The organism is Streptomyces cylindrosporus, from assembly GCF_022698165.1.
Classification (GTDB): Bacteria; Actinomycetota; Actinomycetes; order Streptomycetales; family Streptomycetaceae; genus Streptomyces; species Streptomyces cylindrosporus.
Map to the genome: position 1 here is coordinate 315,838 of NZ_JALDAY010000009.1, position 26,966 is coordinate 342,803.

Consider the following 26,966-nt stretch of genomic DNA (forward strand, 5'->3'; position numbering starts at 1 on the left):
ATTTGACGTTTCGGTGTCTTGGCTGTGGTTGCTCACAACGAAACTATACGCGTAGTACGGTACAAGCTGTTTACTCTCGCGACTCTGACCAGGGCTTTTACCCTGGTAACGGTCGATTCATGCGTCCGCCAGCGCGGGCCCGAGCAGGTGGCCCAGGGAGTCGGCCAGCAGGTGCAGCGGATCGGCCGTGTCCACCGGCAGGCCGACGGCGATCCACGCCGAGAAGAACGACTCGGTCTGCAGCACCGCCATCAGCGCCCGCTGGCGAGCCTCCGCCGGGTCGACGCCCCGCCAGCGCTCCGGGTCCGAGATGAGCAGGCCGACATAGCGCTCGTGCGCCTCGACGTACTGGGCGCGGCCGTCGTTGATGCTGCGCAGGGCCGTCGGTGCGGCCGCGTTGGCGACCCGGCGGATCGGTGCCATCTCCCGCCATCGGCTCTCCGCGCCGTCGAGCCAGGCCCGGATGCCCGCCGGGGTCCACCGGGGCAGGGCGGCCAGCTCGGCGTACGCCTCCTCCCGCAACTCGTACACACGCTCCACGAGGGCGTCGACGATCTGGGCCTTGCCGGTGAAGTGGGCATAGACGGTGGCCCGGGTGACCCCCGCGGCCCGGGCGATGTCCTCCATCCGCGCGTCCAGGAAGGAGAGTTCGTCGAACACCGTCACGGCCGCCTCCAGCAGCCGGCGGTGGGTGAGGCTCTTCTGCTCCTCACGCAGGTTCCTGCGGGGCGGGGCGGTCTGCTGCGGGGCGGAGCGGCTCATGGGCTCACCATACGCCGTGTATGGTGAACCGATGTCGCTATACATCGTGTATAGCGAGGAGCTGCTTCGCCTGGAGCCGGTTGATGAGCACCGCAGTGAACGAGTCGAGTCCCACGGACCTGTCGCCCGCGTCCCGCCGCCAGGTGCTGAAAGCCCTCAGCGGCCTGTTTCTGGCCCTGTTCGTCTCGACCCTGAGCAGTACGGTCGTCTCCAGCGCCCTGCCCAAGATCATCGGGGCGGTGCACGGATCCCAGACCCAGTACACGTGGGTCGTCACCGCGACCCTCCTCACCACCACGGCGACGACGCCGATCTGGGGCAAGCTCGCCGACCTCTTCAGCAAGAAGACCCTGGTCCAGGCCGCCATGGCCTTCTTCATGCTGGGCGCCCTGGCCTCCGGGATAAGCCAGACCGCCGGGCAGCTGATAGCCGCCCGCGCCCTGCAGGGCGTCGGCGTGGGAGGAGCTCAGGCGCTCGTCCAGATCGTGCTCGCGGCCATGATCCCGCCGCGCGAACGCGGTCGTTACAGCGGATACCTCAGCAGCGTCACGGCCACGTCCACCATCGGCGGCCCGCTGCTGGGTGGCGTCGTCGTCGACACCTCGTGGCTGGGCTGGCGGTGGTGCTTCTTCCTGGGCCTGCCGCTCGCCCTGCTCGCCCTCCTGCTGCTCCAGCGGACGCTGAACCTGCCTGTCCTGCGCCGGGAGAACGTGAAGATCGACTACCTGGGAGCCGCCCTGATCGCCACCGGCGTCAGCGTGCTGCTGATCTGGGTGTCCTTCGTCGACAACTCCTTCGCCTGGGCCTCCTGGCAGACCGCGGCCATGGTGGCCGGCGGACTGGCCCTGATCGCCGCGGCCGTGTGGGTCGAGTCCCGCGCCCCCGAGCCCCTGGTGCCGCTCGCCATCGTGCGGCAGCGCACGACCGCCCTGGCGATCCTGGGCAGCCTCTCCGTCGGCACGGCCATGTTCGGCGCCTCGGTCTTCCTCAGCCAGTACTTCCAGCTCAGCCGCGGCCGCACGCCGACCGAGGCCGGCCTGCTGACGATCCCGATGATGGCCGGCATCCTGATCGCCTCCACGATCGCCGGCCGGCTCATCAGCCGCACCGGGCACATCAAGCCCTTCGTCGTCACCGGCGCCGTACTCCTCACGGCCGGCTGCGCCGGACTGGGCGTCATCGACCACCGGACCTCCATGATCTTCCTGGGCTCGTCGATGCTGTGCGTCGGCATGGGGGTCGGCATGACGCTGCAGAACTTCGTGCTCATGGTGCAGAACACCGTCCAGCTCAAGGACGTCGGCGCCGCCAGCTCCACCGTCTCCTTCTTCCGCTCCCTCGGCGGCACGATCGGCGTCTCCGTCCTCGGCGCCGTACTCGCCCGCCACGTCCAGGACGCGATCGCGAAGGGGACCGCCGCAGCCGGCGTGTCCCCGGACAGCAGCACCGCGCGGGAGGTCGTCCAGGTCGCCTACGGCGACGCGACGGCCCAGGTCTTCCTGCTCGCGGCCGCCGCTGCCGTACTCGCCGTCGTCGCCGCCGTCCTGCTCAAGCCGGTCCGCCTGCGCAGCAGCCTCGACCTGCCGGAGAAAGCGGCGGACCAGGCCCCCAGTCCAGATCGCTCATCCGCTTGAGCGCGGGCAGTCTCCACAGCGTGCCGGCGATCGACCCGGCGCGCGGGCGGCCGAGGAACGCCGGTACCAGTTCGTCGAACTTCTCCCTCAACTCGTCGTCGCTCAAAGGGTCGTCGGGGTCGCCCTTGCGAGTCAGCCGCAGCCGATCGCGCACGGTGCCGTGCCGGTCGGTGACGCGGACCCGGGCGGCCCGGCGGCCGGGGGCGAGGCGGTCCAGCTCCGGGTCTACCCGTGTCGTGGTGCGGGCCATCAGGGTCCGGATCACGGGGTCGTGCAGCGCCTCGGGCGCAAAGGCGTGCAGCCGTACGGCGCCCAGCACCAGGGCGGCGGCCACGGTGTAGGCCAGGCTGAACCTGGCCTCGTCGGGCCCGGCGGGATCGGTGCGGCCCGCGACGCGGGTGGCCGTCTCGTAGGTCTCTATCTCGATTCCGGTGATCTCCTCCGGGCGCATGCCCTCGGCACGCAGCCGGAGGGCGGCGTCGATCGCGGCGAAGGTGTGGCCGCAGCAGGCGTGGTACTTCACCGTCGTGGCCGTGACGCAGAACGGATCTCCCAGGCCGGAGACCGAGAACCCGCTGATCCCTGCGGTCGCGACGCCGAAGCCGGCCGGCCCCTCCAGCACGTCCAGGGCGCCGGCGAGCCCCTTCCCGGCGGCGAGCGCGGCCACCACCCCGGCCTCGGCCGCGTGCCCCGCGTGCAACGGCTTGCCCGTGGACGGTGAGCGGAAGGTCTGCTGGAGCCCCGCGGCCATGGTCGCGGCCAGCGCCAGCGCGCCCGCGAACCGGTCGGCGTCGAGCCGCAGCAGCTCGGCCGCCGCGGCCGCCGCGCCGAAGGTGCCCACCGTCCCGGTGGTGTGCCAGTGGCGGTAGTGCTCCGGCCCCGCGGCGAGCGCGATCCGCGCGCCGGTCTCGTACCCGATGGTCACCGCGCGGAGGAAGTCCTCGCCGGAGCAGTCGAGTTGGTCGGCGACCGCGAAGGCCGCGGCGATGGTCGGGGCACCCGGGTGGTAGAAGGCGTCCCGGTAGATGTCGTCGAGCTCGGCCGCGTGCGCGGCGGTGCCGTTGAGCAGCGCGGCCGTGCGCACGTCGGTGGCCTGTCCCGACGGGATCAGCCGGGCCGGCCCGGGGCCGGGGGCGAGTGCCTCGGTCAGCGCGCGGGCGGCCGGGGTGGCGGCGCCCGGGACCGTGGCCGACACCCAGTCCACGACCGCGCGTACCGCCGCGTGCCGTACGTTCCCGGCGAGCGGCGTCGCCCGCTGAGCGACCGCGAACTCGGCCAGTTGCTCCACGACCGTCATACCGGCTCCTTCGAGAGCTGCTGGAACTGTCAGAACTGCGCCTCGTACTGGGCGGGTTCGATCCGCGCCTCGATGAGCAGTGGCCCGGTCGGTGCGCCCAACCCGGCCGTGGCCTTCTCCAGCTCGGCCACCGAGCTCACCCGCACCCCGTCGCATCCCATCGAGCCCGCGAGCGCGACCAGGTCGATGTCATCCAGCCTGGTTGCCGTGCCGGGATAGCCGAGCGCCCGCTGTTTGAGCTCGATGCGGTTGAGGCTTCCGTCGACGAACACCACCACCGTCAGGGGCAGTTGGCGTGCCGCGGCGAGCCGGAGTTCGGTGGCGGCCATCGCGAAGCCGCCGTCCCCGACCAGCGCGACGACCGGGACGTCGCCGAGGGCGAGCTGGGCGCCGACGGCCCCGGGCAGCCCGAAGCCCATCGAGGACAGACCGTTGCTCATGAGGACGCTCCGCGGCCGGCGGGCCCGCCAGCCCTGGCCGACGAGCAGCTTGTGCGAGCCGACGTCGCAGGTGACGACCGTTTCGGGGGGAGCGGCGGCGCGTACGACGTCGATGACGTCGGTGGGGTTGAGGCGACCGGGAACGCGGCCCGAGTAGTAGGCCGCACGCAGCCGCTCGCGATGGGCCGCGATGTCCCGTTCCCGCCAACGCGGTTCGCCCCGCAGGCCGTGCGCGAGCCAGTCCAGGCTCGCGGAGACGTCCCCGACCACCTCGCAGTCGCTGGGGTAGACCTGGTCGACGTTGGGCGTGGTGTCGACGTGCAGGACCGGTACCGCCAGGGACCACGGCCGGATCAGCTCGACCGGGTCGAATCCGGCGGCGACGACCAGGTCGCTGTCCGCGAGGAAGTCCCACAGCACCTGGTTGCACGCCATGTCGAGGACACCGGCGAAGAGCGGGTGATCCTCGGGGAACACGCCCTTGGCCATCGGGGACACCACCACGGGGAAGCCGCCGCTCTCCGCCAGCCGGGTCAGGGCCTCGGTCGCGTCGCACCGGGTCGCGGCGGCCCCCGCCAGCAGCACCGGGCGCCGGGCCGCCCGCAGCAGTGCCGCGGGATCCGGACCGCCGGCGGCCCGTTGCACCCGTACCCCTCCCGAAGCCCCGTCGAGCGGCGGCGACTTGACGGCGACGTCCGGTGCGGGGGCGGCGAACGTCTCGGCCGAGCCGGTGAGATGGACGGCGCCCGGCCGCTCGGCGACGGCCAGGCGCAGCGCCTTGCGCAGCACCGCGTCGACGGACCGGGGGTGGATGCGTCCGGCCCACTTGGCGACCGGCGAGAACAGCAGCTTGTGGTCGACGACCTGATGCGTGACCAGGTCCTCGCGGCCCGCGTCGATCTGCCCGGAGATCGCGAGCAGCGGCACCCGGTCCCAGGTCGCGGCGGCCACCCCGTTCACGATGGAGGTGGACCCGGGCCCCAGCGTCGACAGGCAGACACCGGGCCGCCCGGTCACCATCGCGTGCGCCTCGGCCATGAACACCGCTGTGCCCTCGCGGCTGCCGAGCACGACCTCGACGTCGAGGGCACGCATCGCCTCCATCAGCTCGATGATCGGATCGCCCGGGTAGGCGAACACGAACCGGGCCCCCGAGGCACGGACGTGCTCGGCCACCAGCGCCGCGGTGTTGCCCATGTCATCGCTCCAGGTTGTCGTGGTGGATGGACAGCATCCGGAAGATCCAGTGGACGAACTTGCTGTACGGGGCGGTCCCGAAGGCGGTGACCACCGCGGCGACATGCAGCAGGAGCAGCGGCCCGAAGGCCACGGTCTCCCGCAGGAGCAGGGTGAGCATCCCGGTGGCGGCGAGCACCAGCAGCGACCACAGGAATCCGCTGCCACCGCCGCGCACCCACAACCCGGTCCCGCCCACCAGCATGGCGATTCCGCCGACGCCGCCGCTGATCACGGGCACGGACACCCAGGAGTAAGGCGGCTGCGCGCCCAGCACGTTCTGCAGCAGCGCCGCCGCCGTGGTCGAGACGGCGCACAGCCCGAAGCCGTACAGGAGCACCAGATGGAATCCGCGCCGGCCGGGCACCTCGCAACCCGCGCCGCCCCCTTCCATGTGCCGCAACTGCACGGCCTGTACGAACGTGGTCCGCCACGCCCGGGGCCGGAACAGGTCGGCGAGGCGGCCGTGGATGTCGCGCCAGTACCGCAGCGCGGCCCACCCGAACACGGCGAGAGCCCAGACGCCCGGTACTCCGACGGCGATCAGCAGCGGGACGTGCGGCAGGACCTCGTAGGGGTCCCCGGGCCGGTCCGCCGCGCCGAACCACCGGCCGGTGAACAGGCGGGACAGCAGGGCGAGTACGAGGCACACGGCGGCGAAGGCGATGCCCGTGCCGAGCCGCCCCGGCGCGCGGCGCGGCCAGACGTAGCGGCGGTACGTGTCCTTGCGCACGTCGGCGAAGACGCTCGGGGGAGCCACCGCGAACTCGTGCGGCGGGGCGTACATGCAGGCGCTGAGGCAGTCACCGCAGTCGTGGCAGAGGTTGGCGAGGTGGGTGATGTCCCGCCGCTCCGGCGCGGGCCGCAGCTCCAGGGCGGGCCAGACGGGACAGTAACCGGCGCAGTAGCGGCAGGAGTTGCAGACGGTGAGCTGGCGCCGGGCCTCGTCGAAGAGGTCATCCAAGGGCATGGCGGGCCGCCTCCCGTCCGGCGATGCGCCCCCACACGGTCCCGATGGTCATGCCGAACCCGGCGAGATAGCCGGTGGAGAGGATGTTCCCGGACATGATCTCCCCGGCGGCGAAGACATTGCCGAAGACCCCGCCGTCCACCCGCCGTACCCGCGCCCGGTCGGTGACCGCGACGCCGAGGTAGGTGAAGGTGACGCCGGGCCGCATCGGTACGGCGTAGTAGGGCGGGGTGTCCAGGCGCTGTGCCCAGTTGCTCTTCGGCGGGTCGAGGCCGGCGGTGCGCCTGCCGTCCGGCCGGGACATGGTGAAGGTCCGGGAGGGCGGGCCGCCGCGGTCGACGGCCGTGTTGAAGGCGCCGACGGTCTCGGCGACGGCCCGCCCGTCGAGGCCGAGCGTCTCGGCGAGTTCCTCGACCGAACCCGCCGTGTAGGGGCCGTACATGGGCGGCAGGAAGGACCCCTGCACCTTCGCGTCCCACAGGGCGTAGGCGATCTGGCCAGGGCGCAGGGCGATGTTCCGTCCCCAACTGGCGTACCGCTTGGGCCAGATGTCCTCACCCTCGTCGTGGAAGCGGCGGCCGTCCCGGTCGACCACGATGCCGAAGGGGATGGCGTCGATGCGGGTGGCGATCCCGCCGTCGTACCTCGGGCCGCGGGCGTCCACGGCGACGGCGTGGAACCCGCGTTCCTCGCCCGCCCGTTGGGCGCCCGCGTCGAGCAACTCCCGTAGTACACGGCCGTCGTTGTACGAGGGGCCGCGCACATGGAAGCCCTGGGCCGCCTCTCCCCAATAGCGACCGAGCCAGGCGAGGTTCGCCTCGAAGCCGCCGCTCGCGCAGACCACGGACGCGGCCGGGATGCGGCGCCCGTCGGCCGTGTGCGCGGCGGTGCAGGTCTCGCCGGTCCATTCGAGGCGGGTGACCTGGGTGTCGTACTCGACGGTCACCCCGGCCCGTTCGGCGGTGCGGTAGTAGGAGTTGAGCAGTGCCTTGCCGCCGCCGAGGAAGAACCTGTTGGTGCGGGCCAGGTTGAGGGTGCCGGACAGGGCGGGCTGCCAGTGGGCGCCGTGGGCGGTCATCCAGGCCGGCACGGACCGCGACTCGCGCACGGTCAGCTCGGCGAGCCGCTCGTCGCTCGGTCCGTCGCCGACTCCGCCGAGATCGCGCCGGAGTTCGGCGCCGGGGTAGGGGCCGGTCGTGAACTCGTCGCCGGTGTCGTGTGCGCACCGGATGTTGCGGGTGTGCCGGCTGTTGCCGCCGCGGAAGTGCGCGGGGGCGCGCTCCAGCAGGCGTACCCGGGCTCCGGCGTCGGCGGCGGACAGCGCGCTCACCAGGGCCGCGTTGCCACCGCCGACGACCAGGACGTCGGTGCTCACGTCTCGCGCAGATTCGAGGGGACGAGCCGGTCGTAGTCGGGCGTCTTGGTGATCAGGCCGGCCGACTTGTGGAAGGTGACCGCGGCGTCGAAGGAGGAGCGTTTGAAGGCGTTCGTCGCCGGGATCTCGCTCTTCAGCAGCGGGAGGAGCGCCTCCAGGGTGGCGTCCGGCATCCCGCTGCGGTACTCGGCCAGCAGCTTCTTGACCTCGGCCGTGTCGTTGCCGCGGATGTCCTTCTTGGCCCGAACCAGAGCTCTCTGGAAGGCGGCGATCTCCTTGGCCTTCTTCTTCTGCACGCTCTGAGTGGTGAAGAAGACGCCGTGGGAGACGTCGACCAGGCCGGGTATGTCGCCCCGGCAGGGGGAGATGTACAGGGTGCCCGTGCCGGCCGCCTCCGCCTGCTGGGCCAGCGGCTGGGCGAAGGACAGGGCGTCGACCTGGCCGTTCTTCAGTGCCCCGAGCGCGGCGGTGGGCTCACTGCCGAGGTTGACCAGTTCGGCGTCCTTCTTCGCGTCGAGGCCGGCCTTGGCGAAGAGGTAGATGACCAGGGCCTCGGTGCCGCTGCCCGGGCCGGTGATGCCGATCTTCCTGCCCTTGAGCGACTTGGTCCGCTCGTCGAGCGAGGCGCTGACGGCGGCGCCCTTGAACTTCTTCCCGGTGATGATGTCGATGTAGTACTTGTCCACCAGGTCGGCGACCAGCCGGATGTCGTCCTCGATCTCCGACAGTTTGAAGACGTCGGTCATCACCCCGCCGCCCACCTGGATGCTGCCCGACTTCAGCGCGGCGGCCACCTTGGAGCCGTTGCCGAGGACGGGCGGGTCGTCGAAGGCGACGCCCTCGTCCTTGAAGTAGCCCTTCTTCGTCGCCACGAACAGCGGGAAGAAGGCGATCGACTGGCTGACCTGCCCCACCGACAGCTTGCCGACCGCCGTGGCACCGGCGGACTCGCCGCCGCAGCCCGTACCGGCCAGCGCGACGGCACCGGTCGCCAGCAGACCCTTGACGAGTTGCCGGCGGTTCATCTCCACGCGTGTCATTTCCGGCCCTCCAGTGGCTTCCAGCGGTTGGCCCTGCGGTCGATGAGACTGACGAACAGATTGAGGACGGTCGCGATCACGGAGAGGACCACGAGCGTCGCGAAGACTCCGGCCGTGTCGAAGTTGGCCGCCGCGTCGCTGATCAGATAGCCCAACCCCCGGTTGGACGCGACCAGCTCGCCGATCACCGCGCCGATCAGCGAGTACGGGACGGCGACCTTCAGCCCGGTGAGCAGCCCGGTCATCGAGGCGGGCAGGACGACTTTCAGCACGACGTCACGGCGGCGGCCGCCCATCAGCCGTACGGCGTCGATCAGTCCCCGGTCCACCTCCCGCACGCCCACGGCGGTGTTGAGGAACACGAGGAAGAACACGGTGACGGCGGCGAGCAGCACCTTCATCTGCAGGCCGATGCCGAACCAGACGATGAACAGCGGCGCCAGCGCCACCTTCGGCAGTGAGTACAGCGCCACGATGAAGGGGTCGACCACGCGGTAGAAGGTCGGCAGGGAGGCGAGGACGAACCCGGTGACCGCGCCGGTCGAGGCGCCCAGCGCGAACCCGAGGAGGACCTCCTTGAGCGTGACCCACGTGTTGGACCAGAGCAGGCCGTCGCGCTGCCAGTCCCCGAGCCGTCGCGCCACGTCGAGCGGCCGGCTGGTGAAGGTGAGGTCGAACACGCGGCCCGCGCACAGCTGCCAGGCCACCAGCAGTACCACGGAGAGGACCAGCCGGCCGCCCCAGACGACCACCGTACGGCCGTGCTTCTCCCACCAGCCGCGGTTCAGCGGGACGGTGACCGACTGCCCTGTCGTCCGCTCGGCGTTCACGGTTTTCTGCTCGTCGACCGTCTTCACTGCGCCTCCCGGAGCGCCGCCGTCATCTCCTTGTGCAGGCTGACGAAGTGCGGGTCCACCCGCAGTTCGTCGGCGTCGCGCGGCCTGGGCAGATCGATCTCCTTGTCCAGGAGCACCTTTCCGATCCGGCCGAGCACCACGATCCGGTCGCCGAGCAGCAGCGCTTCCTCGATGTCGTGGGTCACGAACACCACGGTCTGTCCGCTGCCCTGCCACAGCCGCAGCAGCTCGGCCTGCAGCACGAAGCGGAGCTGTGCGTCCAGGGCGCCGAAGGGCTCGTCGAGGAGCAGCACCTCCGGGTCGCCCGCGAGCATCCGGGCCAGGCTCGCCCGACGCCGCATACCGCCGGACAGTTCGCGCGGGTAGTGGCGCTCGAACCCGGTGAGCCCGACCCGCTCGACGAGGTCCGTGGCGCGCTCGCGGCGCTCCTTGGCGTCGACTCCCTTGATCTCCATGGGCATCTCGACGTTGCGGACCACGTCGCGCCAGGGCATCAGGGTGTCGGACTGGGTGAGGTAGCCGACCTCGGTCCGCGGGCCGGTCACCGGCGCGTCCCGGTAGGTCACGGCACCCGAAGTGGGCGGCATGAGCCCGGACATCATGTTCAGCAGGGTCGACTTGCCGCAGCCGCTGCGGCCGAGCACGGTGACGAAGCAGCCCTCCTCGATCCCGAGGCTCAGGTCGCGCAGCGCCAGGATGCCCATGTCGCCCTTGACGAACTGCTTGGTCAGCCGGGTGACTTCCAGCACGGCGCCCATCGTCAGCGCCGGTCCTTCGTCGCCCCGGCCAGCCAGACGGTGTTGTCCACGGCCATGGTCCGTATCTCGTGCTCGCTGAAGCCCGCGGCCAGCAGCCGGTCGGCCAGCAGCGCCAGGCCGTCCTCCACCGGGGGGTTGAAGGGCTGTCCGAGGTCGCTGGAGAGCACGGAGTGCTCCGGGCCGACCGCCCGGATGTGCTCCAGCCACACCTCCCAGGAGACCTTGCCGGTGTACGGGGTGGTGAAGCACCTCTCCAACAGGGCGCCCTTGGCGGCGAGTCGGCGCTGGCGTTCCACGTCCACCCGCTGGGAGGTGAACTCCGGATGGGTGATCACCATCCGGCGTACGCCCTCCTCGGCCGCCGCGTCCACGACGGCGGCGATCTCGTCGGAGCCGAGATGGCCGGTCGCCAGGGTCATGTCGTGGGCGGCGATCACCCTGAGCACCTGCCGGGTGGCCTCCAGCACACTGCCGTCCGGCGCGAGGACGTCCACCGGGTCGGCCGTCATGCCCGCGGCCCGTAACTCCTCCTGTAACTGCACCCACATGGGCGGTGTGGCGCCCTCCGGGCCGGCGGCCGTGCAGGCCCGCTCGTTGGCGCTGTCCACGGTGGGCAACCAGACGAACTGCGCCCCGCCGCGGCCGGCGATCTCCACGGCGATCGGGTTCATGCCGCCCACCGAGCCGTTGAGGGTGATCGCGCCGACCGCGCCGAAGCCGGGTACGGCGGTCCGGACCACCTCGGCCCGCTCCGCCGTGGGCACGTAGTGCGACTTGAGCACGAACCCCGACAGACCGACCTCGGCGAAGCGGGCCGCGAGCGTCAGGTCGTCGATGCGCCGCTTCATCAGGTCGGGCGCGATGTGCACATGGATGTCGTAGGCTCCCGCGACGAGTGTGCGGGCGTGGTCCGACGGTGTCGGATGTGTGGCTGGTCGATCGGTCATTTCCGAACTCCCTGTCGCCAATTTAGTGAACCGGATTGTTAACAATCACCGCCGTATCGTCAATGGGTTGCGCAGAAAGTGTTCCGCTACGACGTTCCGGAGTCCGGTACGGCCGTGCCGGGCCCCGGCGCGGCCGTACCGCGCAGGGCCCGGATCACGCTGCCGAGATGTTGCCGGGCGGCCTCCTCGGCGGCCGCGGGATCGCGACTGCAGATGGCGTCGATGATCGCCAGATGTTCGGGCAGCGAGACGGAGGGCCGCCCCGGTTGCATGGCGAGCCGGAACTGGTGGCGGACGGCCTGGCCGCGCAACCGCTCGATCACCCCGCCCGCCGTGCGCTGTCCGCTCATCTCCAGCATGCGGCGGTGCAGCCGGTTGTTGAGCTCCGAATAGGCCATCACCGCACCGGACTCGACCGCGGCGGCCATCCCCTCGCGTATCCCGCGCAGTTCGGCGATCTCCGTCTCGGTCACCCGCTGCGCGGCCTTGGCCGCGCACAGCCCCTCGACCGCCATCCGCACCTCGAGGATCTCGATGGCCTCGGCCAGGGGCACCGCCCGGACCCTGGCCCCGCGGTGCGGGACGCGCTCCACCAGCCCTTCGTTGCCGAGCTGGAGCAGCGCCGAGCGGACGGCTCCGCGACTGGCCGAGAACCGCTCCGACAGATCCGTCTCCACCAGCCGTTGATCCGGTACGTAGTCCCCGCTCACGATCGCCGCGCGGATGGCCTCGACGACCGGGCCGGACTGGGACGGGACATGGTGCGTACCCGACACGTGACCCCCTCTTTCCTGTGGACCCCCTGAATGGCGACAATATTGTTACCAATTCTCCGGCAGTGCGGCGCCCCCGCCGCGCACGAGGACGAGGAGCACCGTCCGTGGAAACCGTCGCCACCGAGGGTCCGCGCATCGCCGTACTGGGTCTCGGGGAGGCCGGTGGCGCCATCGCGGCCGACCTGGCCGCGGCGGGCGCACATGTGAGGGGCCATGACCCGAAGGTGCCGGCGCCGCCGGGCGTGGTGGACACCGGCGGTGACGCGGAGGCGGCCCTGGGCTGCGACCTCGTACTGAGCGTCAACAGCGCCTCGGACGCGGTGGACGCCCTGCGGGCGGGGCTGGCCGGAACGTCCCCCGGCTGCCTCTGGGCCGACCTCAACACCGCCGCCCCCGCGCTGAAGAGGCGCCTCGGGGAGATCGCCGCGGACGCCGGCATCGGATTCGCCGACGTCTCCTTGATGGCGACCGTGCCCGGCAGGGGGCTGCGCACCCCGATGCTGGTCTCCGGCCCGGACGCCGAACGCTGTGCCACGCTGCTTCGCCCCCTCGGTGCGCGGATCGAGGTCCTGGACGGCCCGGCCGGTCTGGCCGCCGAACGCAAGCTGCTGCGCAGCGTCTTCTACAAGGGCCTCGCGGCAGCTGTGGTCGAGGCCCTCGACGCGGCCCGGGCCGCCGGCTGCGAGGACTGGCTGCGCGAGGTCGTCGCCGAGGAGCTGACCCGGGCGGACGCTTCGACCGTGGACCGGATGGTCGACGGCAGCCGCCGGCACGCGGTACGCCGGACCGTGGAGATGCAGGCCGCCGCCGACATGCTCGACGACCTCGGTGTGCCCCCGCTGGTCGCCACGGCCGGCCGGGACGTTCTGCGACGGCTGTCCGCGCCGCCGAAGTGAGGGACCGTCAGGATCAACTCTGCAAGAGCGGTACCTGGATTGTCTGACAAGACTTGCAGGGAACGTAACGCTGTCGGCGTAGGCCTGCAAGACGTGTGCAGGAAATCGAGTCGAATCTCGGGGACTCAAGCGCTCGGCCGCACAAGAGTGTTGGACAATCTGTGTCGCGCATATTGCGCACAATATTGCTGGGCGGTTACGTTCACGCGGTGCCTCCGCTCTCCCCCCACGGCAGTTCACCGTTCCCGATCGCGAAGTCAGGAGCTGGGAACCCATGATCAGAACGAAACCGTCCGGCAGACTCGCCGTCGCTCTGGCCGCGGTCGGTGTGCTCGGCCTGGGACTGCTGTCCCCGGTCGCGGCAGACGCCCTGAAGGCCGCGGCCCAGCCCGCCGCCTCCGCGCACCCCTCTTCGCTGGTGGTGCGGACGGACGCCGGCAAAGTCCGCGGCGACAGCCGGACCGGCTACGACCAGTGGCTCGGCATCCCCTACGCCGCCGATCCCGTCGGCCGCAACCGCTGGAGGTCCCCGCAGCCCGTGGCCAAGTGGTCGGGCGTGCGCGACGCGTCCGCGTTCGCCGACCGCTGTGCCCAGAACAGCGGTTGGGACCCCGGCTACGAGAAGACCATCACCAGCGAGGACTGCCTCGCCCTCAACGTGTACGTCCCCGACCACGCCAAGGCGGCAGCCCCCGTCGTCGTGTGGATCCACGGCGGCGGCAACACGGGTGGCGCGGGCCAGGACACCGACCCGCGCAGGTTCGTCGAGCAGACCGGCGCGATCGTCGTGACCGTCAACTACCGTCTCGGCGCGCTGGGTTTCCTCAACCTCCCCCAGCTGCAGGCCGAGAGCGGGAACGGCCCCGGCAACTACGGGCTGCTCGACCAGCAGGCCGCCCTGCGCTGGGTGCGCACCAACATCTCGCGGTTCGGCGGCGATGCGGGCAATGTGACCATCGCCGGGCAGTCCGCCGGCGGGAGCGCGGTCTGTGACGAGCTCGCCTCGCCCACCGCCAAGGGCCTGTTCACGCACGCCGTCATCGTCAGCGGCGGCTGCAGCCTGCAGACGGCGGCCGCGGGGCAGACGCAGAGCGCGGCGTTCGTGAAGGCCGTCGGCTGCGACACCGCCTCCGACGTCCTGGCCTGTCTGCGCGCCACGTCCGCCGCCGATCTCCTCGCCGCGCAGAAGAAGGCAGGAGTCTCACCCTCCGTCGGCGGCACCGCCTTCCCGGTGAACCCCGCGACCGCCGTACAGACCGGGAACTTCAACCGCGTCCCGGTGATGCTCGGTCAGACCAACAGCGAGCGCGGCCTGTTCACCTTCCAGAACTACGACTACCTCGGCAACCCCATGACCGCCGCCCAGTACGAGCAACAGGTGCGCGCCACCTACGGGGCGAACGCCGACAAGGTCCTGGCGGAGTACCCGCTCAGCGCGTACGCCACCCCGGGCGAGGCCTGGACCGCCGTCCAGAACGGCTCCACCTCCTACACCCGGCAGCAGCTGTTCGGCTCGCTGTCGAAGTATGTGCCCACCTACGCCTACGAGTTCGCCGAGAGCGACACCCCGCACTTCACATCGATCTTCCGCATCCAGCAGAAGAGCGAGACGGCACGCGACTTCCCCTTCGGCGGCGCCGTCCACGTCGACGACCTCGGCTACATCTGGGACTACCTCGGCCAGACCCTGCCCTACGACGACGACCAGCTGGAGCTGTCCCACCAGATGATCACGTACTGGGGGCGGTTCGCCGCCGACGGCGACCCCAACGGGGCACGTACGCCGGACTGGCCCAAGTACAGCGCGAGCACAGGGAAGTTGATGTCCCTGAAGGCCTGCGACACCGACCCGTCGAGCAACCGGGCCCCGGCGGCCTGCTCCAAGGTCACCGACGGCTTCGCCGCCGAGCACGACCTCGACTTCTGGGCGAGCCTGCCGAGCTGACGAGAACGATCACACCGGACCACCAATTCCCGCTCCGCCGTTGGGAGTTGCTTCACCATGCCCTTCTTCGTCGTGCGCCGCGCACCAGCGGCACTGCGCACCCTCGCGGTCCTGGCCGCCGTGCTCGTCCTCACCGCGGGCGGCAGCGCGGCGCACGCGAGCAGGAAAGCCGACACCGCACAGCGTCTCGCCCCGCAGGTCGTCCACACCGGAACCGGCCCAACGGGCTACCGGGTCACGTTCCGCTTCAAGGCTCCCGACGCCACCAGCGTCCGGATCAAGGGCGAGTGGTACTTCGCCGACCCGTACGAGCTCTCCGCCCTGACCGGCGACAAGGACACCACCATCACCACCCCCGGAATCCTGCCCGCGCAGTGGAAACCGGGCGACATACCCATCGGCTCCCCGAACTCCTCCGCGGCCAACTGGCCGGTCGCCGCCATGACCGAGAACCCCCGCACCGGCGTGTGGTCCTACACGGTCCCGCTGCCGTCCGGCGTCTTCAACTACGGCTTCTACGTGGACTGTTCCAGCCCGACCCAGACCGGCTGCACCGAGGTGTCGGATCCGGGCAACCCGCCCTGGAACACCAGGAACGGGAAGACCACCGGCTCGGTCCAGGCCCTCAGCCAGGTCTACGTCCCCTCGGACCCCGAGTTCGGGACCGTCGACCAGGCCTGGCAGGCCCAGGCCGTCGGCCGGCGGGGCGGGCTCGCCGACGTCGCCTATCCGACGTCCAGCCCGATCATTCCCGCGGGCACCAACCGCCTGGCCGTCTACACACCGCCCGGCTACGACACGCACCGCGCGAAGCCGTACCCGACGGTCTATCTGTTCAGCGGAGGCGACAACGAGACGGACTGGAGCACCCAGGGCGATGTGGCCGCCATCCTGGACAACCTCATCGACACCGGACAGATCCAGCCGATGGTGGTCGTGATGCCCAACTCCCTCGGGGAGACGGACGACTCCACGGGCTATCCGGCCTTCGACGCCAACCTCACGGACAACGTGATCCCCTACGTCGAGTCGCACTACCACGTCTCCACCGCCGCCTCCCAACGGGCCGTCGGCGGTCAGGGCTTCGGCGGCTCGATCGCCATGTCGCTGCTGTTCCGGCACACCGACCGGTTCGGCTACTACGGGGTCCTGAGCCCGGGCGTCATCGCTCCCTTCACCGTCCCGGACGCGTCGGACATCAGTGACGCGCAGGTGGCGGCGATCAAGAAGACGGGAGTCTTCGTCGGCGGCGGCTGGCAGGAACCGAGCGTCACGCCCGGCGGCGTGCACGGAGCGGGTCACTCCTACCACGCCCGTGTCGTCTCCACCCTGGCGGAGAAGGGCGTGGGCCTGACCGCGGACTTCGTCAACGGCGGCCACGAGTGGTTCGTCTGGCGCCAGTTGATCAGGGACTTCCTCACCCGAACCGCGTTCTTCCCGCCGGTGACGGGCTGAATCCGCACCGACGCCCCCGACGCACCCGACCCCCACAGCGCTCCTCCCACCATCCCCCTTCCCCCCACCGGTCAGGAGATCGGAATGACCATGCCCGAAAACCAACACCCCCTCCCCTCGGACTCGTCGCTCCGCCGACGGGACTTCCTGGGCCGCACCGCCGGCGTCGCCGCGGGCGCCGTCCTCCTCGACGCGGTCGGCGCGCAGTCCGCGCCCGCGGCGGAGTCGCTTCGGGAAGGGCCGGTGCGGATCGACACCGGCCTCGTCTCCGGGGTCCCCGCCGCGGCGGCCGGCGTCACCGTCTTCAAGGGAATTCCGTACGCGGCCACCACGGCCGGCCGCAACCGCTGGCGCCCGCCGCAGCCGGCACCGCGATGGAAGGGCGTCCGCAGGGCCGACACCTTCGGCGACGCCCCGCCGCAGGCGTCGACCACCCTCACGATGAGCGAGGACTGCCTCAACCTCAACGTCTGGACGGGCGCCAGGAGCGGCCGGGAGCGGCGCCCCGTCTACGTCTGGCTCTACGGCGGCGGATTCTCGGCCGGGACCGGTTCGGACCCGAGCTTCGACGGCTCGGTCCTCGCCGCCAAGGGCATCGTGGTGGTCACCATCAACTACCGCCTCGGCGCCCTGGGTTTCCTCGCCACGCCCGAACTGAGCGCGGAGGACCCGCACGGAGTGTCGGGCAACTACGGCCTGCTCGACCAGATCGCGGCCCTGAAGTGGGTACGGCGGAACATCGCGGCGTTCGGCGGCGACGCGCGCCGCGTCACCGTGGGCGGCCAGTCCGCCGGTGCCGGCTCCACCGACATGCTGTCCATGTCCCCGCTCGCCACGGGCCTCTTCCGGCGCTCCGTCGCCGAGAGCCAGGTCCGCCATCCGCGCGACCCCGAGTTGCGCTACCTGGGCGTGTCACTGCGGAACATGGAGACGGCCCTGGAACAGGGCCCCGCCTACGCCGCCTCGAAAGGCGCGAGCACACTGGCGGAGCTCCGCGCCCTGCCGTGGCAGGACTTCACGGACGGAGCCTCGCTCAAGGACGAGACCGTGGACACCAAGTCCGTCGCGAAACCACCGCTGTTCAGGCCCGTGGTCGACGGCCGGGTCCTGCCGGCCGGCTACCAGCGGACGTACGAGGCGCGGGCGCAGAACGACGTCTGGTACCTGGCCGGCAACAACCTCGACGAGAGCGGGGCGGTACCGGAGACGGCCTTCGCCTACTGGCGCGAGGCCGGCTACCCGGATCGCCCCGGCGCCCCGCCCGTCCATGTCACCCTCGACGACTACGTGAGCGCCGCGCGGCGGAAGTTCGACGCGATGGCCGACGAGTTCCTCACCCTGTACCCGGCCGGCACGGACGACGAGGCCGCGCTCGCCAGCAACGACGCGGTCCGCGACAACTCGCGTGTCTCGACGTACCTGTGGGGCCGGGAATGGACGAAGGGCGCCGACCGCCCGGTGTACACGTACTTCTGGACACACCGCCCGCCGGGCTCCGACCACGACATCCGCGGGGCGTACCACGGCTCCGAGATCGTCTACTTCTTCGGCAACCTCTACCCGGACACGCAGCCCTGGACCGACCAGGACCGCGAGATCGCCGACACCCTCTCCTCCTACCTGGCCAACTACGTCTCCACCGGCGATCCGAACGGCCGCGGTCTGCCCAACTGGCCCGCGTACCGGCCCGGTTCACCCACGGTCATGGAGATCGGCGAGCACTACGGGCCGATGCGGGTGGCGTCGCCGGAGAAGGTCGACTTCTGGAGGCGGTACTTCGCCACACAGGACGCCTGGTAGACGGCCCGGCCGCCGCCCGGCTACCCCCGGTGCTTCACGGGGAGGTGCAGGAGGTCGCTGCCCAGGATCATGCGGCCGTTGTAGCCGGCGCTGCTGGCGCTGGTGCGCAGGAGGCGGCGCCAGGTGGTGTCGGGGACGGTGGCGGGGTCGCCGGGGCCGAGGTGGGTGGCGACGAGGGTGTCGACGTTGGCCGCGGCGGCGATGGCGCCGAGTTTCGCGACGTCGGTGTGGGTGGCCAGGATGTGGTCGACGAGGGCCTGGGGGAGGCCGAGGCCGAGGAGTCCGTCGGGGTAGACGGCTTCGTGGACGAGGACGTCGGCGTTCTGGGCGAGGGTGATGATGTTGGGGGTGGGGGCGGTGTCGCCGGAGAAGACGACGCTGCCGTGGTCGGTGTCGAAGCGGTAGGCGTAGGCGGGGTAGACGGCGCCGTGCGGGACGAGGATGGCGGTGACCTTGACGTTGTCGTCCTCCATGACGGTGAACGGCTGCATGGCGGGCGCGGTGTTCGTGGCGGAGGCGCCGGTGGTGTCCGGGGGCAGGACGTCGTGGACGTCGAGGAGGGTGGCGGGGTCGATGCCGGCGTGTTCGGTCATGAAGAAGGTGGGGGAGGCGGCGTAGGCCTGGCCGGCCAGTTTCGTCATCTCGACGGTGCCGGGGACGGTGCCGGGGGCGCCGGTGACGGTGGAGGCGATGCCCGCGGAGCCGGGGCCGTGGACGGACACGGTGGTCTGGAAGCCCTGGGTGCCGGCGGCGCCGGCGGCCAGCAGGGGGAAGGCGTAGTAGTCGACGATGTGGTCGGCGTGCAGGTGGGTGAGGAAGATGCCGGTCAGGGAGGGCAGGGACAGGCCTGCGCGCATGTACTGGGTGACGGCTCCGCGGCCGCAGTCGATGACGTAGGTCTTGCCGTTGACCACCAGCGCGGAGGAGATGCCGTACCGGTCGGCCAGGGGTGGCGGTCCGGCGTTGGTGCCGAGCAGGACCAGGCTCAGGTCCGCGTCGGAGGCGTCGGAGGCGTCGGAGGCGGTCGCGGCCGCGGCCGGCATCGCCGCGAGCAAGGGCGTGGCCGCGACGGCCGAGGCCGCTACCGCGCTCAGCAGCGCCCTGCGGGAGGTGCACTGCTCCTCGCCTCGTGACGGGACCACTCCCTGATCCTGGTTCGGCTGTTCGTTTTCCTGGGCTCGGCACATGACGGGGCGGCTCCTCTGCGACGCGCTTGGTACTACGACCGCGATCAGTGGGCGGAATGCTGCCCGCCGCCGGCACGCAGGGGGAGAGCACGCCGCGCAACCTAAAAGTGCTGATCCGCCACGTCACGCCACGAGCGCGGGGATGGGGTTCTCCTTGAACCACTGCGTGAGGAACTCCAGCAGGATGACGACTTTCCGCGGCACGCTCCGGCCGGGACCGTAGATCGCGTACAGCGGGCGGTCCGGGACGGGGATCTGGGGGAGCTGGACCTGAAGGGCGCCGGAGACCAGGTCCTCGTACGCCGACCGCTGGGGGAGCAGGGCGATGCCGCGGCCCTGGACGGCGGCCTTCTGCAGGGCGATGTAGGAGTTCGACGAGAACGCCACGTTCCGGATCTTGTGCAGGCTCGACGTCGACCCGTGCCCGAGCCGCCACACGGGCTCGTTCACGTGCACCAGACAGTCGTGCGCGGCCAGGTCCCCGGGGTCGTCGAGCGTGCCGTGCCGTTTCACGTACCGCCCCGACGCGCACAGGGTGAAGGGAAGCGAGGCGATCTTCCTGAGATGCACCCGGGAGTCGCGCAGGTCGCGCGTGTGCAGGGCGACGTCGAAGCCGCTGTCGAGGAAGTCGTACGTGCGCTCCGACAGCCCGCCCAGCTCGAACCGTACGGCGATCTTCGGGTGCGCGGCGGCGAAGGCGGCGATGGCGTCACCGACGTCCAGGCTCCCGATCCACTTGGGGCAGATGACGTTCAGAGCGCCTTCCGCCCGGTCGTGCTGCTGCCCGATCAGGGCCTCCTCGGCGTCGACCTCGGCGAGGATGCGGGCGGCGAACTCGGAGTAGCGCAGGCCCGGTTCGGTGAGGCTCACCGAACGCGAGGTGCGGTTGACGAGGCGCACCCCGATCTGCCGCTCCAGCTCCGCCACATGGCGGGAGACGAGGGAGCCGGACGAGCCCAGTGCCCGGGCGGCCCCGCTGAAACTGCCGAGCTGCGCGACGGTGACGAAACTGCGCATCAGAAGCATGCGGTCCATGGAAGTCCTCCAGCCGGCCACGGCTCGGGCGTCCCTCCGGCCGTGCGGCACATGAGTTGCGAGGTACTGAGGTACTGGAGCACCCGCTGTACTAGAACGATTAAGTTCGACGCTAGCAGAGTGCCTCGGGTGAGCACGAGAGTGCGGAATCGTCCCAGTGGCCGGCCGTAGCCGTACTACTTCGTGACGGCGGGCCGCGTGGCCGCGCCGTGCAGGAACACCCGGACCGCGAGCGCGATGCTCTCCCGGACCTCCGCGTCGTCGGGCTTGTGCGGGGAGTTCGTCAGCAGCCGCATCTGCGCGTCGCCCAGCATCGCCTGGTACAGCTGGGCCGCGGCGCGCAGCGGGTCGGTGACGCTGATCTCGCCGGCCTCGTGGGCCTGGCGCAGATAGCCGGCGAGGATGCCCTGGCCGGTGGCCGGGCCGTGCTCGAAGAAGGCCCGGCCGACCTCCGGCATCCGCTCCGACTCCGCGGTGACCAGCCGGTGCAGGGCGATGGCCTGCGGGGTCAGGACCAGGTCGGCGAAGTGTCCGCCGAGTGCGGTCAGGGTGGCGGCGAGGTCGGCGTCGGGCGGCCTGAAGGAGTGCACCGGCTTGGACCACTCGTCGCACAGGGCTTCCACCGAGGCCTGGAACAGCGCCGCCTTGTCGGCGAAGTGGCGGTACAGCGTGGCCTTGGAGCCGCCGACCCTGGCCAGGACGTCCTCCATCGAGACACCCGAGTAGCCCTTGGCGATGAACAGCTCGCCGGCCGCCTCCAGGATCAGCTTCCGCCGGTCCGCCGCCCTCATCCTCTGCACGGTCGACATCGTATAAGCCGCTTCCCGCCTGGTGGGCGCGCCGGTCCGGTCCGTTCCGGCTGCCCGCGCACCGCCTCTTGTCCTGCCCTTCCATGAACTGTACTGTACCGTACAGTACCGCTGCTGGTCGGGGCGTCGCCCTGCCGTACCGCATGCGTACATCGAGCCGAAGACCTTCTTCTCCCACCCGCTGTCCAAGCGCGCGCGGCTGCGCCGGCATGACATGGAGGAAGCACATGGCACACCTTGAGGACGAGATCCGCGCGGCCGGCGGCCCGCTGGCGCTGCTGCGCGGCGGGCGGTCGGGGGCGTACCCCTTCCCGATCCGCGCCGAGTTCACCAACTGGCGTGACGAGCAGGAGAGCTGGCGTACGACCGCCGCGCTGATGGACCTCTCCCACCACATGACCGACCTCACCGTGGAGGGCCCGGACTGCTACCGGCTGCTCTCCGAGCTCGGCGCGAACAGCTTCGAGGGCTTCGGCCCCATGCAGGCCAAGCAGTTCATCGCCGTCAACCACGACGGCTACCAGATCGGCGACTGCATCCTGTTCTGCCTCGCCGACAACCTGGTGCGGCTCGTCGGACGGCCGCCGGCCCTCAACTGGGTCCAGTTCAACGCCGAGACCGGTGGCTACGACGTCACCCTCCGCCGCGACGAGCGCACCGCGCAGAATCCGGGCGGCCGCGAGTTCTACCGCCTCCAGCTGCAGGGCCCGCACGCGGCCCGCATCTTCGAGGAGGTCAACGGCGGCCCCATGCCGGACATCCCGTTCTTCTCGATGGGCCGCTTCAACATCGGCAAGTACGAGGTCACCGCCCTCAACCACCGTATGTCCGGCTTCCCGGGCCTGGAGTTCTTCGGCCCCTACGCCGACATCGACGGCATCCGCGACACGCTCCTGGAGGCCGGCGAGCCCTACGGGATCCGTCAGGTGGGCGGCCGCGCCTACGCCTCGGTGGCCACGGAGTCGGGCTGGATCGCCTCCACCGTGCCCGCCGTCTACTCGGGCGAGAGCATGAAGCCGTACCGCGAGTGGCTGGGCACGCGCACCTTCGAGGCGAACCTGTCGACCGGTGGCAGCTTCGTCCCGGAGAAGGTCGAGGACTACTACGTCACCCCGTACGACCTCGGCTACGGCCACATCCTGAAGTTCGACCACGACTTCATCGGCCGTGAGGCCCTGGAGGCGATGCGTGGGCGCAAGCACCGCAAGAAGGTGTGGCTGTCCTGGCACCGTGACGACGTCGCCCGCGTCTACGCCAGCATGTACGAGCAGGGCGACCGGCGCTTCAAGTACATCGAGACGCCCGCCGCGTTCTACTCGGCCTCCCAGTTCGACCGCGTCGAGGCCGACGGCAGGCTCATCGGGCTGTCGACGCTGTGCAGTTACTCGGCCAACGTCCGCGGCTGGATCTCCGTCTGCATGATCGACGCGGACGAGGTGGGCTACGGCCGCGAGGTCGACCTGGTCTGGGGCGAACCCGACGGCGGCTCCGCCAACCCGTCAGTGGAGCGGCACACGCAGACCACCATCCGCGCGACCATCTCCCGCAGGCCGTTCGCGAGCGACAAGCACTGACGACACCCTCGTCACGGCACGGGTCCCCGGGCCGCTCCCGGGGACCCGTGGGCCGAGCGCACGCAAGATTAAATTCCGCGCGGTGCGCGCCCGGCGCCCCTACCATCGCCCTACCGCAAGAGTGATCGAACGACCTCGCCCTCAGCGACCGCCCGGCGCCATCGACGACGGGCGCACACCGAAGCCCCGCACACCGACCCGGTGTACGGCCTGCCCGGACGCGGCGAGGCCTCCCTCCCAGGCCCTCTTACGGCAGGACACCCACGACCGTGACCACACCTCCGGCACGCATCGCCACCACCCACCACTACGTCGTCATCGGCGAGACGCACCTCGCGAGCCGGGTGTGCGCCACGCTGCACGACGGGCCGCACACGGCCGAACACCTCGCACGGCCCCGCGACGAGGACCTCCGCGCCGCGCTGGGCAGACGCCCGAGCGGCGTCGCCGTCCTCCTGCACGACGACGTGGCCGCGCTGCGCTACGCCCTGGCCGTCGCCCACCTCTCGCCCACGACCCCGCTGGTCGCCACCGTCTTCGACCGCACGGTGGCCGACGAACTCGGCCGTCTGCTCCCGCGGTGCGAGGTCACCTCGCCCGCCGACCTCGTGGCACCGGCGCTCGCCGGACCCTGCCTGGACCCGGCCGTCGTCGCGGTGCAGCGGCACGGGGACCGGATCCGGGCCGTCCGCGAGAGCCAGGACACGCTGTACACCGAGGACTGGCGGCCCCGGCCGCGGGCACGGTGGCGGGAGCGGGCCGGCTGGGCCCTGCGCCAGTTGCGGCCCCACGACGCGGGCACCCGTCTGCTGGTCGTCGGCATGCTCGCCGTTCTCGCGGTGCTCGCCGGTGACTGGGCCTGGCTGGCCGGGCACGGCCGTCCACCCGCGGAGGCGTTCTTCGACGCGGCACGGGTGGTCGCGGGGGTCGGCCCCGCGGTGGCCCCGGAAGAGGCCCACGGATACCAGGTGCTCGCCGCGCTCGCCATGCTGAGCACCGTCGCCTTCACCGCGCTGTTCACCGCCGGGGCGGTGGAGCGGATGCTCGGCCCGCGGCTGATCGGACTCGTCGGACCGCGGACCCTGCCGCGCTCCGGGCACGTCATCGTGGTCGGCATGGGGCAGGTGGGCATGCGGCTGTGCGTCGAACTGCGCGCCCTGCGCGTGCCCGTGGTCGGAGTCGAACGGGATCCGCAGGCCTCCGCCGCACGCCTCGCCCGCAGCCTGGGCGTACCCGTCATGACCGGCAACGGCGTCGACCGCCAGGTGCTGGAGCGGCTCCGGCTCGGCCACGCGCGCGCACTCGCCGCGGTCGGCTCCGACGACCTCGACAACATCGCCGTCGCCATCGCCGCGCACGGGGTCGCGGCCCACACCCGGGTGCTGATCAGGGCGGGCGAGCACGAGGCCATCGCCGAGACCCGCTCCCTGCTGCCCATGGGCACCATCAGGGACGTCACTGGCATGGCGGCCGCCTACGTCGTCGCCCGGCTCCGCGGCGAGCCGGTGGCCGGCGTGGTCGCCCATCAGGGACACATCCACCTGCAGAGCCCCGACGACACCTTCAGCACCGGCGTGCCCAGGGACCGGGCCCGCTGCGCGCATCCGCCCGCCGGCCCCACGGCTGCGCTCCCGTGGCCGCCCGGAAGAGCGATCACAATCCGCAACTAGAACGATTAAGCAATATCCAGTACCCTCACCACTCAATGGATTTCGCATTCCTTTCCCGAGGGACCCGGGATCAAGGAGGTTGCCGCTGATGCCGACCATGGAAAGCGCCGCTCCAGAGCGGTCGAGAACCCTCGCGCCCCCGGACGGACTTCCCCGTCCGGGCCGCTGCCTGGTGATGGGCATCCTGAACGTGACGCCCGACTCCTTCTCCGACGGCGGCCTGTACGCCGACAACCGACACGCCATCGACCGCGGACTCGAACTCGCCGCCCAGGGCGCGGACATCGTCGACGTGGGCGGCGAGTCCACCAGGCCGGGAGCGCGGCCCGTGTGCCTCGACGAGGAACTGGCCAGGACCCTGCCGGTGGTCCGCGAACTCGCCCGGGCCGGAGTGTGGGTGAGCGTCGACACCATGCACGCACCCGTGGCCCGCGCCGCGGTCGAGGCGGGCGCGCGTCTGGTCAACGACGTCAGCGGCGGCCTGGGCGACCCGGCCATGGCGCGGACCGTCGCCGCGGCGGGCGTTCCGTACGTCGCCATGCACTGGCGCGCGCCCAGCCGGGAGATGGACCGCCACGCGCGGTACGACGACGTGGTGCCCGACGTCATGGCCGAACTCGGCGCCCGTGTCTGGCAGTTGACGGAAGCCGGCGTCGACCCCTCACGCATCGCCCTCGATCCCGGACTCGGCTTCGCCAAGCGCCCCGAGCACGACTGGGCCCTGCTGGCCGGCCTCGGCAGACTGCGCAAGCTGGGCTTTCCGGTCCTGGTCGGCGCGTCGAGGAAGCGGTTCATCGGCGCCGCCCTCACCGGGACGGGCGCCGGCGACGTGCCGCCCGCGGGGCGTGACGTGGCGACGGCCGCCGTCTCCGCGCTCGCCGCCGCCGGGGGCGCGTTCTGCGTCCGTGTGCACGACGTTCCCGCGAGCCTCGACGCGGTGCGCATGGCGGCCGCCTATGTCGAGTACCGGGATTGCACATAAAGGTTGCACGCCCGAGGCCTTAGCCGGGCCGGGCGGTTTTTGATAGCGTTCGCTAGATCGTTTTAGTTCCCCCTTGAGTCGTTCTCGTCGCCCGTCGGCCCACTCTTGTCGTCAACTAAATCGATCTAGTTATCCGGTGTTCAGCGCAGAACAAGGAGCCGCAATGGCAATCCCCTCCCTTCAGGACGGCATCGACAAGGCCGGATCGCCGATCAGGCTGCTGTGGCAGCCGAACGCCGAGCCGTGGACGCCGGAAGTGGTCGAGCGCGAGTACACGGGCTGGCGTCAGGAGCAGGCCGCCTGGCACGAGGGCGTGGCCCTCCTCAACCTCTCGCACCACATGTACGACATGTGGATCGAGGGTCCGGACGCTACCCGGGTACTGGCCGACCACGGCGTCAACAACTTCGAGAAGTTCGCGATCGGACAGGCCAAGCAGTACGTGCCCGTCACCTCCCGCGGCAACATCGTCACCGACGGGATCCTCGCCCGCGAGGGCGAGAACAAGTACCTGCTCTCCGGCATCCCCGCCGCCCAGCACTGGGTGCAGTACCACGCGGAGAAGGGCGGCTACGACGTCGCCTTCGAGACCGACGCCTCCTCCGCCTTCCGCCCCGGCGGCGGCGACCCGAAGCTGTTCCGCTACCAGATCCAGGGCCCGCTCGCCGCAGAGCTGGTGGAGAACGTCTTCGGCGGGCCGCTGCCGGAGACGAAGTTCTTCCACTCCACCCCGGTCACCCTCGACGGGCGCGCGTTCCGCGCGCTGCGCCACGGCATGGCCGGCCAGGCCGGCTTCGAGTTCATCGGCCCGTGGGAGCACGCCGGTCACGTCCACGAGGCGTTCCTCAAGGCGGGCGAGCCGCTCGGCCTGATCCAGGTCGGCGCGCTGGCCTACGCCACGCCGAGCGTGGAGAGCGGCTGGATCCCCTCGCCGGTTCCCGGCATCTACACCGACCCCGAGCTCGCGGAATACCGCGCGCACCTGCCCCTGTTCGGCATCGAGGGCAAGCGCCCGCTGAACGGCAGCCTCTTCTCGGAGGACATCGAGGACTACTACGTCTCCCCGTACGAGCTCGGCTACGGCAAGCTGATCCACTTCGCCCACGACTTCGTGGGCCGGGACGCCCTGCTGAAGGCCAAGGACGAGCCGCGCCGCAGGAAGGTCACCCTCGTCCTCGACCCCGAGGACGTGCGCACGGTCCTCGGCGAGGGACAGGACCCCGGCTTCGTCCTCTCCTACGCCCGGCACCGGGTCGAGTCCGCCACCGGTCTCGTCGGCATGACGATGCAGAGCGCCTCGATCGACCCGGTCGGCACGGTCCTCGCGCAGACCCTCATCGACGCCGAACACGCGGCGCCGGGCACCGAGGTCACCGTCGTCTGGGGCGAGCACCCCGGCTCCGGCACCGACCCCGAGGCGGACCTCGGCTTCCCGCGCATCCGCGCCACCGTGCAGCCGTCGCCCTTCAACGAGCACGCGCGGACCCTCTACCGCCGTAACCGCTGACACAAACCGCCCAC

At 71.1% G+C, this 26,966-nt stretch carries 22 protein-coding genes; 9 read left to right on the top strand and 13 right to left on the bottom strand.

Annotated features, from left to right (window positions below; genetic code table 11):
- Positions 1 to 117: 117 nt before the first annotated feature.
- A complete protein-coding gene (locus MQP27_RS29875) occupies positions 118 to 762 on the bottom strand; it encodes a TetR/AcrR family transcriptional regulator (RefSeq protein WP_242769062.1) in 645 nt (214 codons plus the stop codon).
- An 83-nt stretch (positions 763 to 845) separates the two neighbouring features.
- Between MQP27_RS29875 and MQP27_RS29880 the strand changes: the two genes are divergently transcribed.
- Positions 846 to 2,396: an MFS transporter gene (locus MQP27_RS29880; RefSeq protein WP_242769063.1), complete on the top strand. Its 1,551-nt coding sequence runs from the start codon at positions 846 to 848 to the stop codon at positions 2,394 to 2,396.
- Here MQP27_RS29880 and MQP27_RS29885 read toward each other — a convergent pair.
- From MQP27_RS29885 to MQP27_RS29925, 9 genes are all read right to left on the bottom strand, one after another.
- The gene (locus tag MQP27_RS29885) at positions 2,311 to 3,693 is read right to left on the bottom strand and encodes an MmgE/PrpD family protein (RefSeq protein ID WP_242769064.1); all 1,383 of its coding nucleotides are present in this window, start codon (positions 3,691 to 3,693) and stop codon (positions 2,311 to 2,313) included. The genes MQP27_RS29880 and MQP27_RS29885 overlap by 86 nt on opposite strands.
- A 29-nt stretch (positions 3,694 to 3,722) precedes the next feature.
- Complete coding sequence (locus tag MQP27_RS29890) at positions 3,723 to 5,330, bottom strand: thiamine pyrophosphate-binding protein (protein ID WP_242769065.1); 1,608 nt, start codon at positions 5,328 to 5,330, stop codon at positions 3,723 to 3,725.
- 1 nt (position 5,331) lies between these two features.
- The gene (tcuB, locus tag MQP27_RS29895) at positions 5,332 to 6,339 is read right to left on the bottom strand and encodes a tricarballylate utilization 4Fe-4S protein TcuB (RefSeq protein WP_242769066.1); all 1,008 of its coding nucleotides are present in this window, start codon (positions 6,337 to 6,339) and stop codon (positions 5,332 to 5,334) included.
- Positions 6,326 to 7,714 carry an FAD-dependent tricarballylate dehydrogenase TcuA gene (tcuA, locus tag MQP27_RS29900; protein ID WP_242769067.1) on the bottom strand — a complete coding sequence of 463 codons (1,389 nt, stop codon included), beginning with the start codon at positions 7,712 to 7,714 and terminating at the stop codon, positions 6,326 to 6,328. The genes tcuB and tcuA overlap by 14 nt, the downstream gene beginning before the upstream one ends.
- Positions 7,711 to 8,754 carry an ABC transporter substrate-binding protein gene (locus MQP27_RS29905; protein ID WP_242769068.1) on the bottom strand — a complete coding sequence of 348 codons (1,044 nt, stop codon included), beginning with the start codon at positions 8,752 to 8,754 and terminating at the stop codon, positions 7,711 to 7,713. The genes tcuA and MQP27_RS29905 overlap by 4 nt, the downstream gene beginning before the upstream one ends.
- Positions 8,751 to 9,611 carry an ABC transporter permease gene (locus MQP27_RS51450; RefSeq protein ID WP_242769069.1) on the bottom strand — a complete coding sequence of 287 codons (861 nt, stop codon included), beginning with the start codon at positions 9,609 to 9,611 and terminating at the stop codon, positions 8,751 to 8,753. Before MQP27_RS51450 ends, MQP27_RS29905 begins: the two co-directional genes overlap by 4 nt.
- Positions 9,608 to 10,360, bottom strand: a complete 753-nt coding sequence (locus MQP27_RS29915; protein WP_242769070.1) for an ABC transporter ATP-binding protein — start codon at positions 10,358 to 10,360, stop codon at positions 9,608 to 9,610. The genes MQP27_RS51450 and MQP27_RS29915 overlap by 4 nt, the downstream gene beginning before the upstream one ends.
- 11 nt (positions 10,361 to 10,371) lie before the next feature.
- Entirely contained in the window at positions 10,372 to 11,316 is a 945-nt protein-coding gene (locus MQP27_RS29920) for a DUF6282 family protein (protein WP_242769071.1), read from the bottom strand.
- 86 nt (positions 11,317 to 11,402) lie between these two features.
- Positions 11,403 to 12,092 carry a GntR family transcriptional regulator gene (locus tag MQP27_RS29925; RefSeq protein WP_242769072.1) on the bottom strand — a complete coding sequence of 230 codons (690 nt, stop codon included), beginning with the start codon at positions 12,090 to 12,092 and terminating at the stop codon, positions 11,403 to 11,405.
- A 104-nt stretch (positions 12,093 to 12,196) separates the two neighbouring features.
- Between MQP27_RS29925 and MQP27_RS29930 the strand changes: the two genes are divergently transcribed.
- The 4 genes from MQP27_RS29930 to MQP27_RS29945 all read left to right on the top strand — a co-directional run bounded on the left by MQP27_RS29930 (position 12,197) and on the right by MQP27_RS29945 (position 18,188).
- Complete coding sequence (locus MQP27_RS29930; RefSeq protein ID WP_242769073.1) at positions 12,197 to 12,988, top strand: NAD(P)-dependent oxidoreductase; 792 nt, start codon at positions 12,197 to 12,199, stop codon at positions 12,986 to 12,988.
- Between the two features lie 274 nt (positions 12,989 to 13,262).
- Entirely contained in the window at positions 13,263 to 14,933 is a 1,671-nt protein-coding gene (locus MQP27_RS29935; protein ID WP_242769074.1) for a carboxylesterase/lipase family protein, read from the top strand.
- Between the two features lie 57 nt (positions 14,934 to 14,990).
- On the top strand, positions 14,991 to 16,388 hold the full coding sequence (locus MQP27_RS29940; RefSeq protein WP_242769075.1) for an alpha/beta hydrolase-fold protein: 1,398 nt from the start codon (positions 14,991 to 14,993) through the stop codon (positions 16,386 to 16,388).
- Positions 16,389 to 16,472: 84 nt separating this feature from the next.
- Entirely contained in the window at positions 16,473 to 18,188 is a 1,716-nt protein-coding gene (locus MQP27_RS29945) for a carboxylesterase/lipase family protein (RefSeq protein ID WP_242769076.1), read from the top strand.
- A 20-nt stretch (positions 18,189 to 18,208) separates the two neighbouring features.
- Here MQP27_RS29945 and MQP27_RS29950 read toward each other — a convergent pair whose 3' ends face one another.
- From MQP27_RS29950 to MQP27_RS29960, 3 genes are all read right to left on the bottom strand, one after another.
- The gene (locus tag MQP27_RS29950) at positions 18,209 to 19,330 is read right to left on the bottom strand and encodes an MBL fold metallo-hydrolase (protein WP_242769077.1); all 1,122 of its coding nucleotides are present in this window, start codon (positions 19,328 to 19,330) and stop codon (positions 18,209 to 18,211) included.
- Positions 19,331 to 19,498: 168 nt separating this feature from the next.
- The gene (locus tag MQP27_RS29955) at positions 19,499 to 20,410 is read right to left on the bottom strand and encodes a LysR family transcriptional regulator (RefSeq protein WP_242769078.1); all 912 of its coding nucleotides are present in this window, start codon (positions 20,408 to 20,410) and stop codon (positions 19,499 to 19,501) included.
- Between the two features lie 176 nt (positions 20,411 to 20,586).
- On the bottom strand, positions 20,587 to 21,201 hold the full coding sequence (locus tag MQP27_RS29960) for a TetR/AcrR family transcriptional regulator (protein WP_242769443.1): 615 nt from the start codon (positions 21,199 to 21,201) through the stop codon (positions 20,587 to 20,589).
- Positions 21,202 to 21,446: 245 nt separating this feature from the next.
- Here MQP27_RS29960 and MQP27_RS29965 point away from each other — a divergent pair, with 245 nt between their 5' ends.
- The 4 genes from MQP27_RS29965 (at position 21,447) to MQP27_RS29980 (ending at position 26,952) form a co-directional block, all read left to right on the top strand.
- On the top strand, positions 21,447 to 22,793 hold the full coding sequence (locus MQP27_RS29965) for an aminomethyl transferase family protein (protein ID WP_242769079.1): 1,347 nt from the start codon (positions 21,447 to 21,449) through the stop codon (positions 22,791 to 22,793).
- A gap of 269 nt (positions 22,794 to 23,062) precedes the next feature.
- Positions 23,063 to 24,463 (top strand): NAD(P)-binding protein, encoded by a 1,401-nt coding sequence (locus tag MQP27_RS51455; protein WP_242769080.1) that lies wholly within the window; start codon positions 23,063 to 23,065, stop codon positions 24,461 to 24,463.
- Positions 24,464 to 24,551: 88 nt separating this feature from the next.
- Positions 24,552 to 25,445, top strand: a complete 894-nt coding sequence (gene folP, locus MQP27_RS29975) for a dihydropteroate synthase (RefSeq protein ID WP_242769081.1) — start codon at positions 24,552 to 24,554, stop codon at positions 25,443 to 25,445.
- A 163-nt stretch (positions 25,446 to 25,608) separates the two neighbouring features.
- Complete coding sequence (locus MQP27_RS29980; protein WP_242769082.1) at positions 25,609 to 26,952, top strand: aminomethyl transferase family protein; 1,344 nt, start codon at positions 25,609 to 25,611, stop codon at positions 26,950 to 26,952.
- The last annotated feature ends 14 nt before the right edge of the window (positions 26,953 to 26,966 follow it).

Bases quoted from the DNA above. Each gene is read 5' to 3' on its own strand.
- MQP27_RS29955 (WP_242769078.1), bottom strand. From the start codon at position 20,410: ATGGACCGCATGCTTCTGATGCGCAGTTTCGTCACCGTCGCGCAGCTC.
- MQP27_RS29965 (WP_242769079.1), top strand. From the start codon at position 21,447: ATGGCACACCTTGAGGACGAGATCCGCGCGGCCGGCGGCCCGCTGGCG.
- MQP27_RS29940 (WP_242769075.1), top strand. From the start codon at position 14,991: ATGCCCTTCTTCGTCGTGCGCCGCGCACCAGCGGCACTGCGCACCCTC.
- MQP27_RS29980 (WP_242769082.1), top strand. From the start codon at position 25,609: ATGGCAATCCCCTCCCTTCAGGACGGCATCGACAAGGCCGGATCGCCG.
- MQP27_RS29905 (WP_242769068.1), bottom strand. From the start codon at position 8,754: ATGACACGCGTGGAGATGAACCGCCGGCAACTCGTCAAGGGTCTGCTG.
- MQP27_RS29890 (WP_242769065.1), bottom strand. From the start codon at position 5,330: ATGGGCAACACCGCGGCGCTGGTGGCCGAGCACGTCCGTGCCTCGGGG.
- tcuB (WP_242769066.1), bottom strand. From the start codon at position 6,339: ATGCCCTTGGATGACCTCTTCGACGAGGCCCGGCGCCAGCTCACCGTC.
- folP (WP_242769081.1), top strand. From the start codon at position 24,552: ATGCCGACCATGGAAAGCGCCGCTCCAGAGCGGTCGAGAACCCTCGCG.
- MQP27_RS29880 (WP_242769063.1), top strand. From the start codon at position 846: ATGAGCACCGCAGTGAACGAGTCGAGTCCCACGGACCTGTCGCCCGCG.
- MQP27_RS29920 (WP_242769071.1), bottom strand. From the start codon at position 11,316: ATGACCGATCGACCAGCCACACATCCGACACCGTCGGACCACGCCCGC.
- MQP27_RS29935 (WP_242769074.1), top strand. From the start codon at position 13,263: ATGATCAGAACGAAACCGTCCGGCAGACTCGCCGTCGCTCTGGCCGCG.
- MQP27_RS29945 (WP_242769076.1), top strand. From the start codon at position 16,473: ATGACCATGCCCGAAAACCAACACCCCCTCCCCTCGGACTCGTCGCTC.
- MQP27_RS29960 (WP_242769443.1), bottom strand. From the start codon at position 21,201: ATGAGGGCGGCGGACCGGCGGAAGCTGATCCTGGAGGCGGCCGGCGAG.
- MQP27_RS29885 (WP_242769064.1), bottom strand. From the start codon at position 3,693: ATGACGGTCGTGGAGCAACTGGCCGAGTTCGCGGTCGCTCAGCGGGCG.
- MQP27_RS29875 (WP_242769062.1), bottom strand. From the start codon at position 762: ATGAGCCGCTCCGCCCCGCAGCAGACCGCCCCGCCCCGCAGGAACCTG.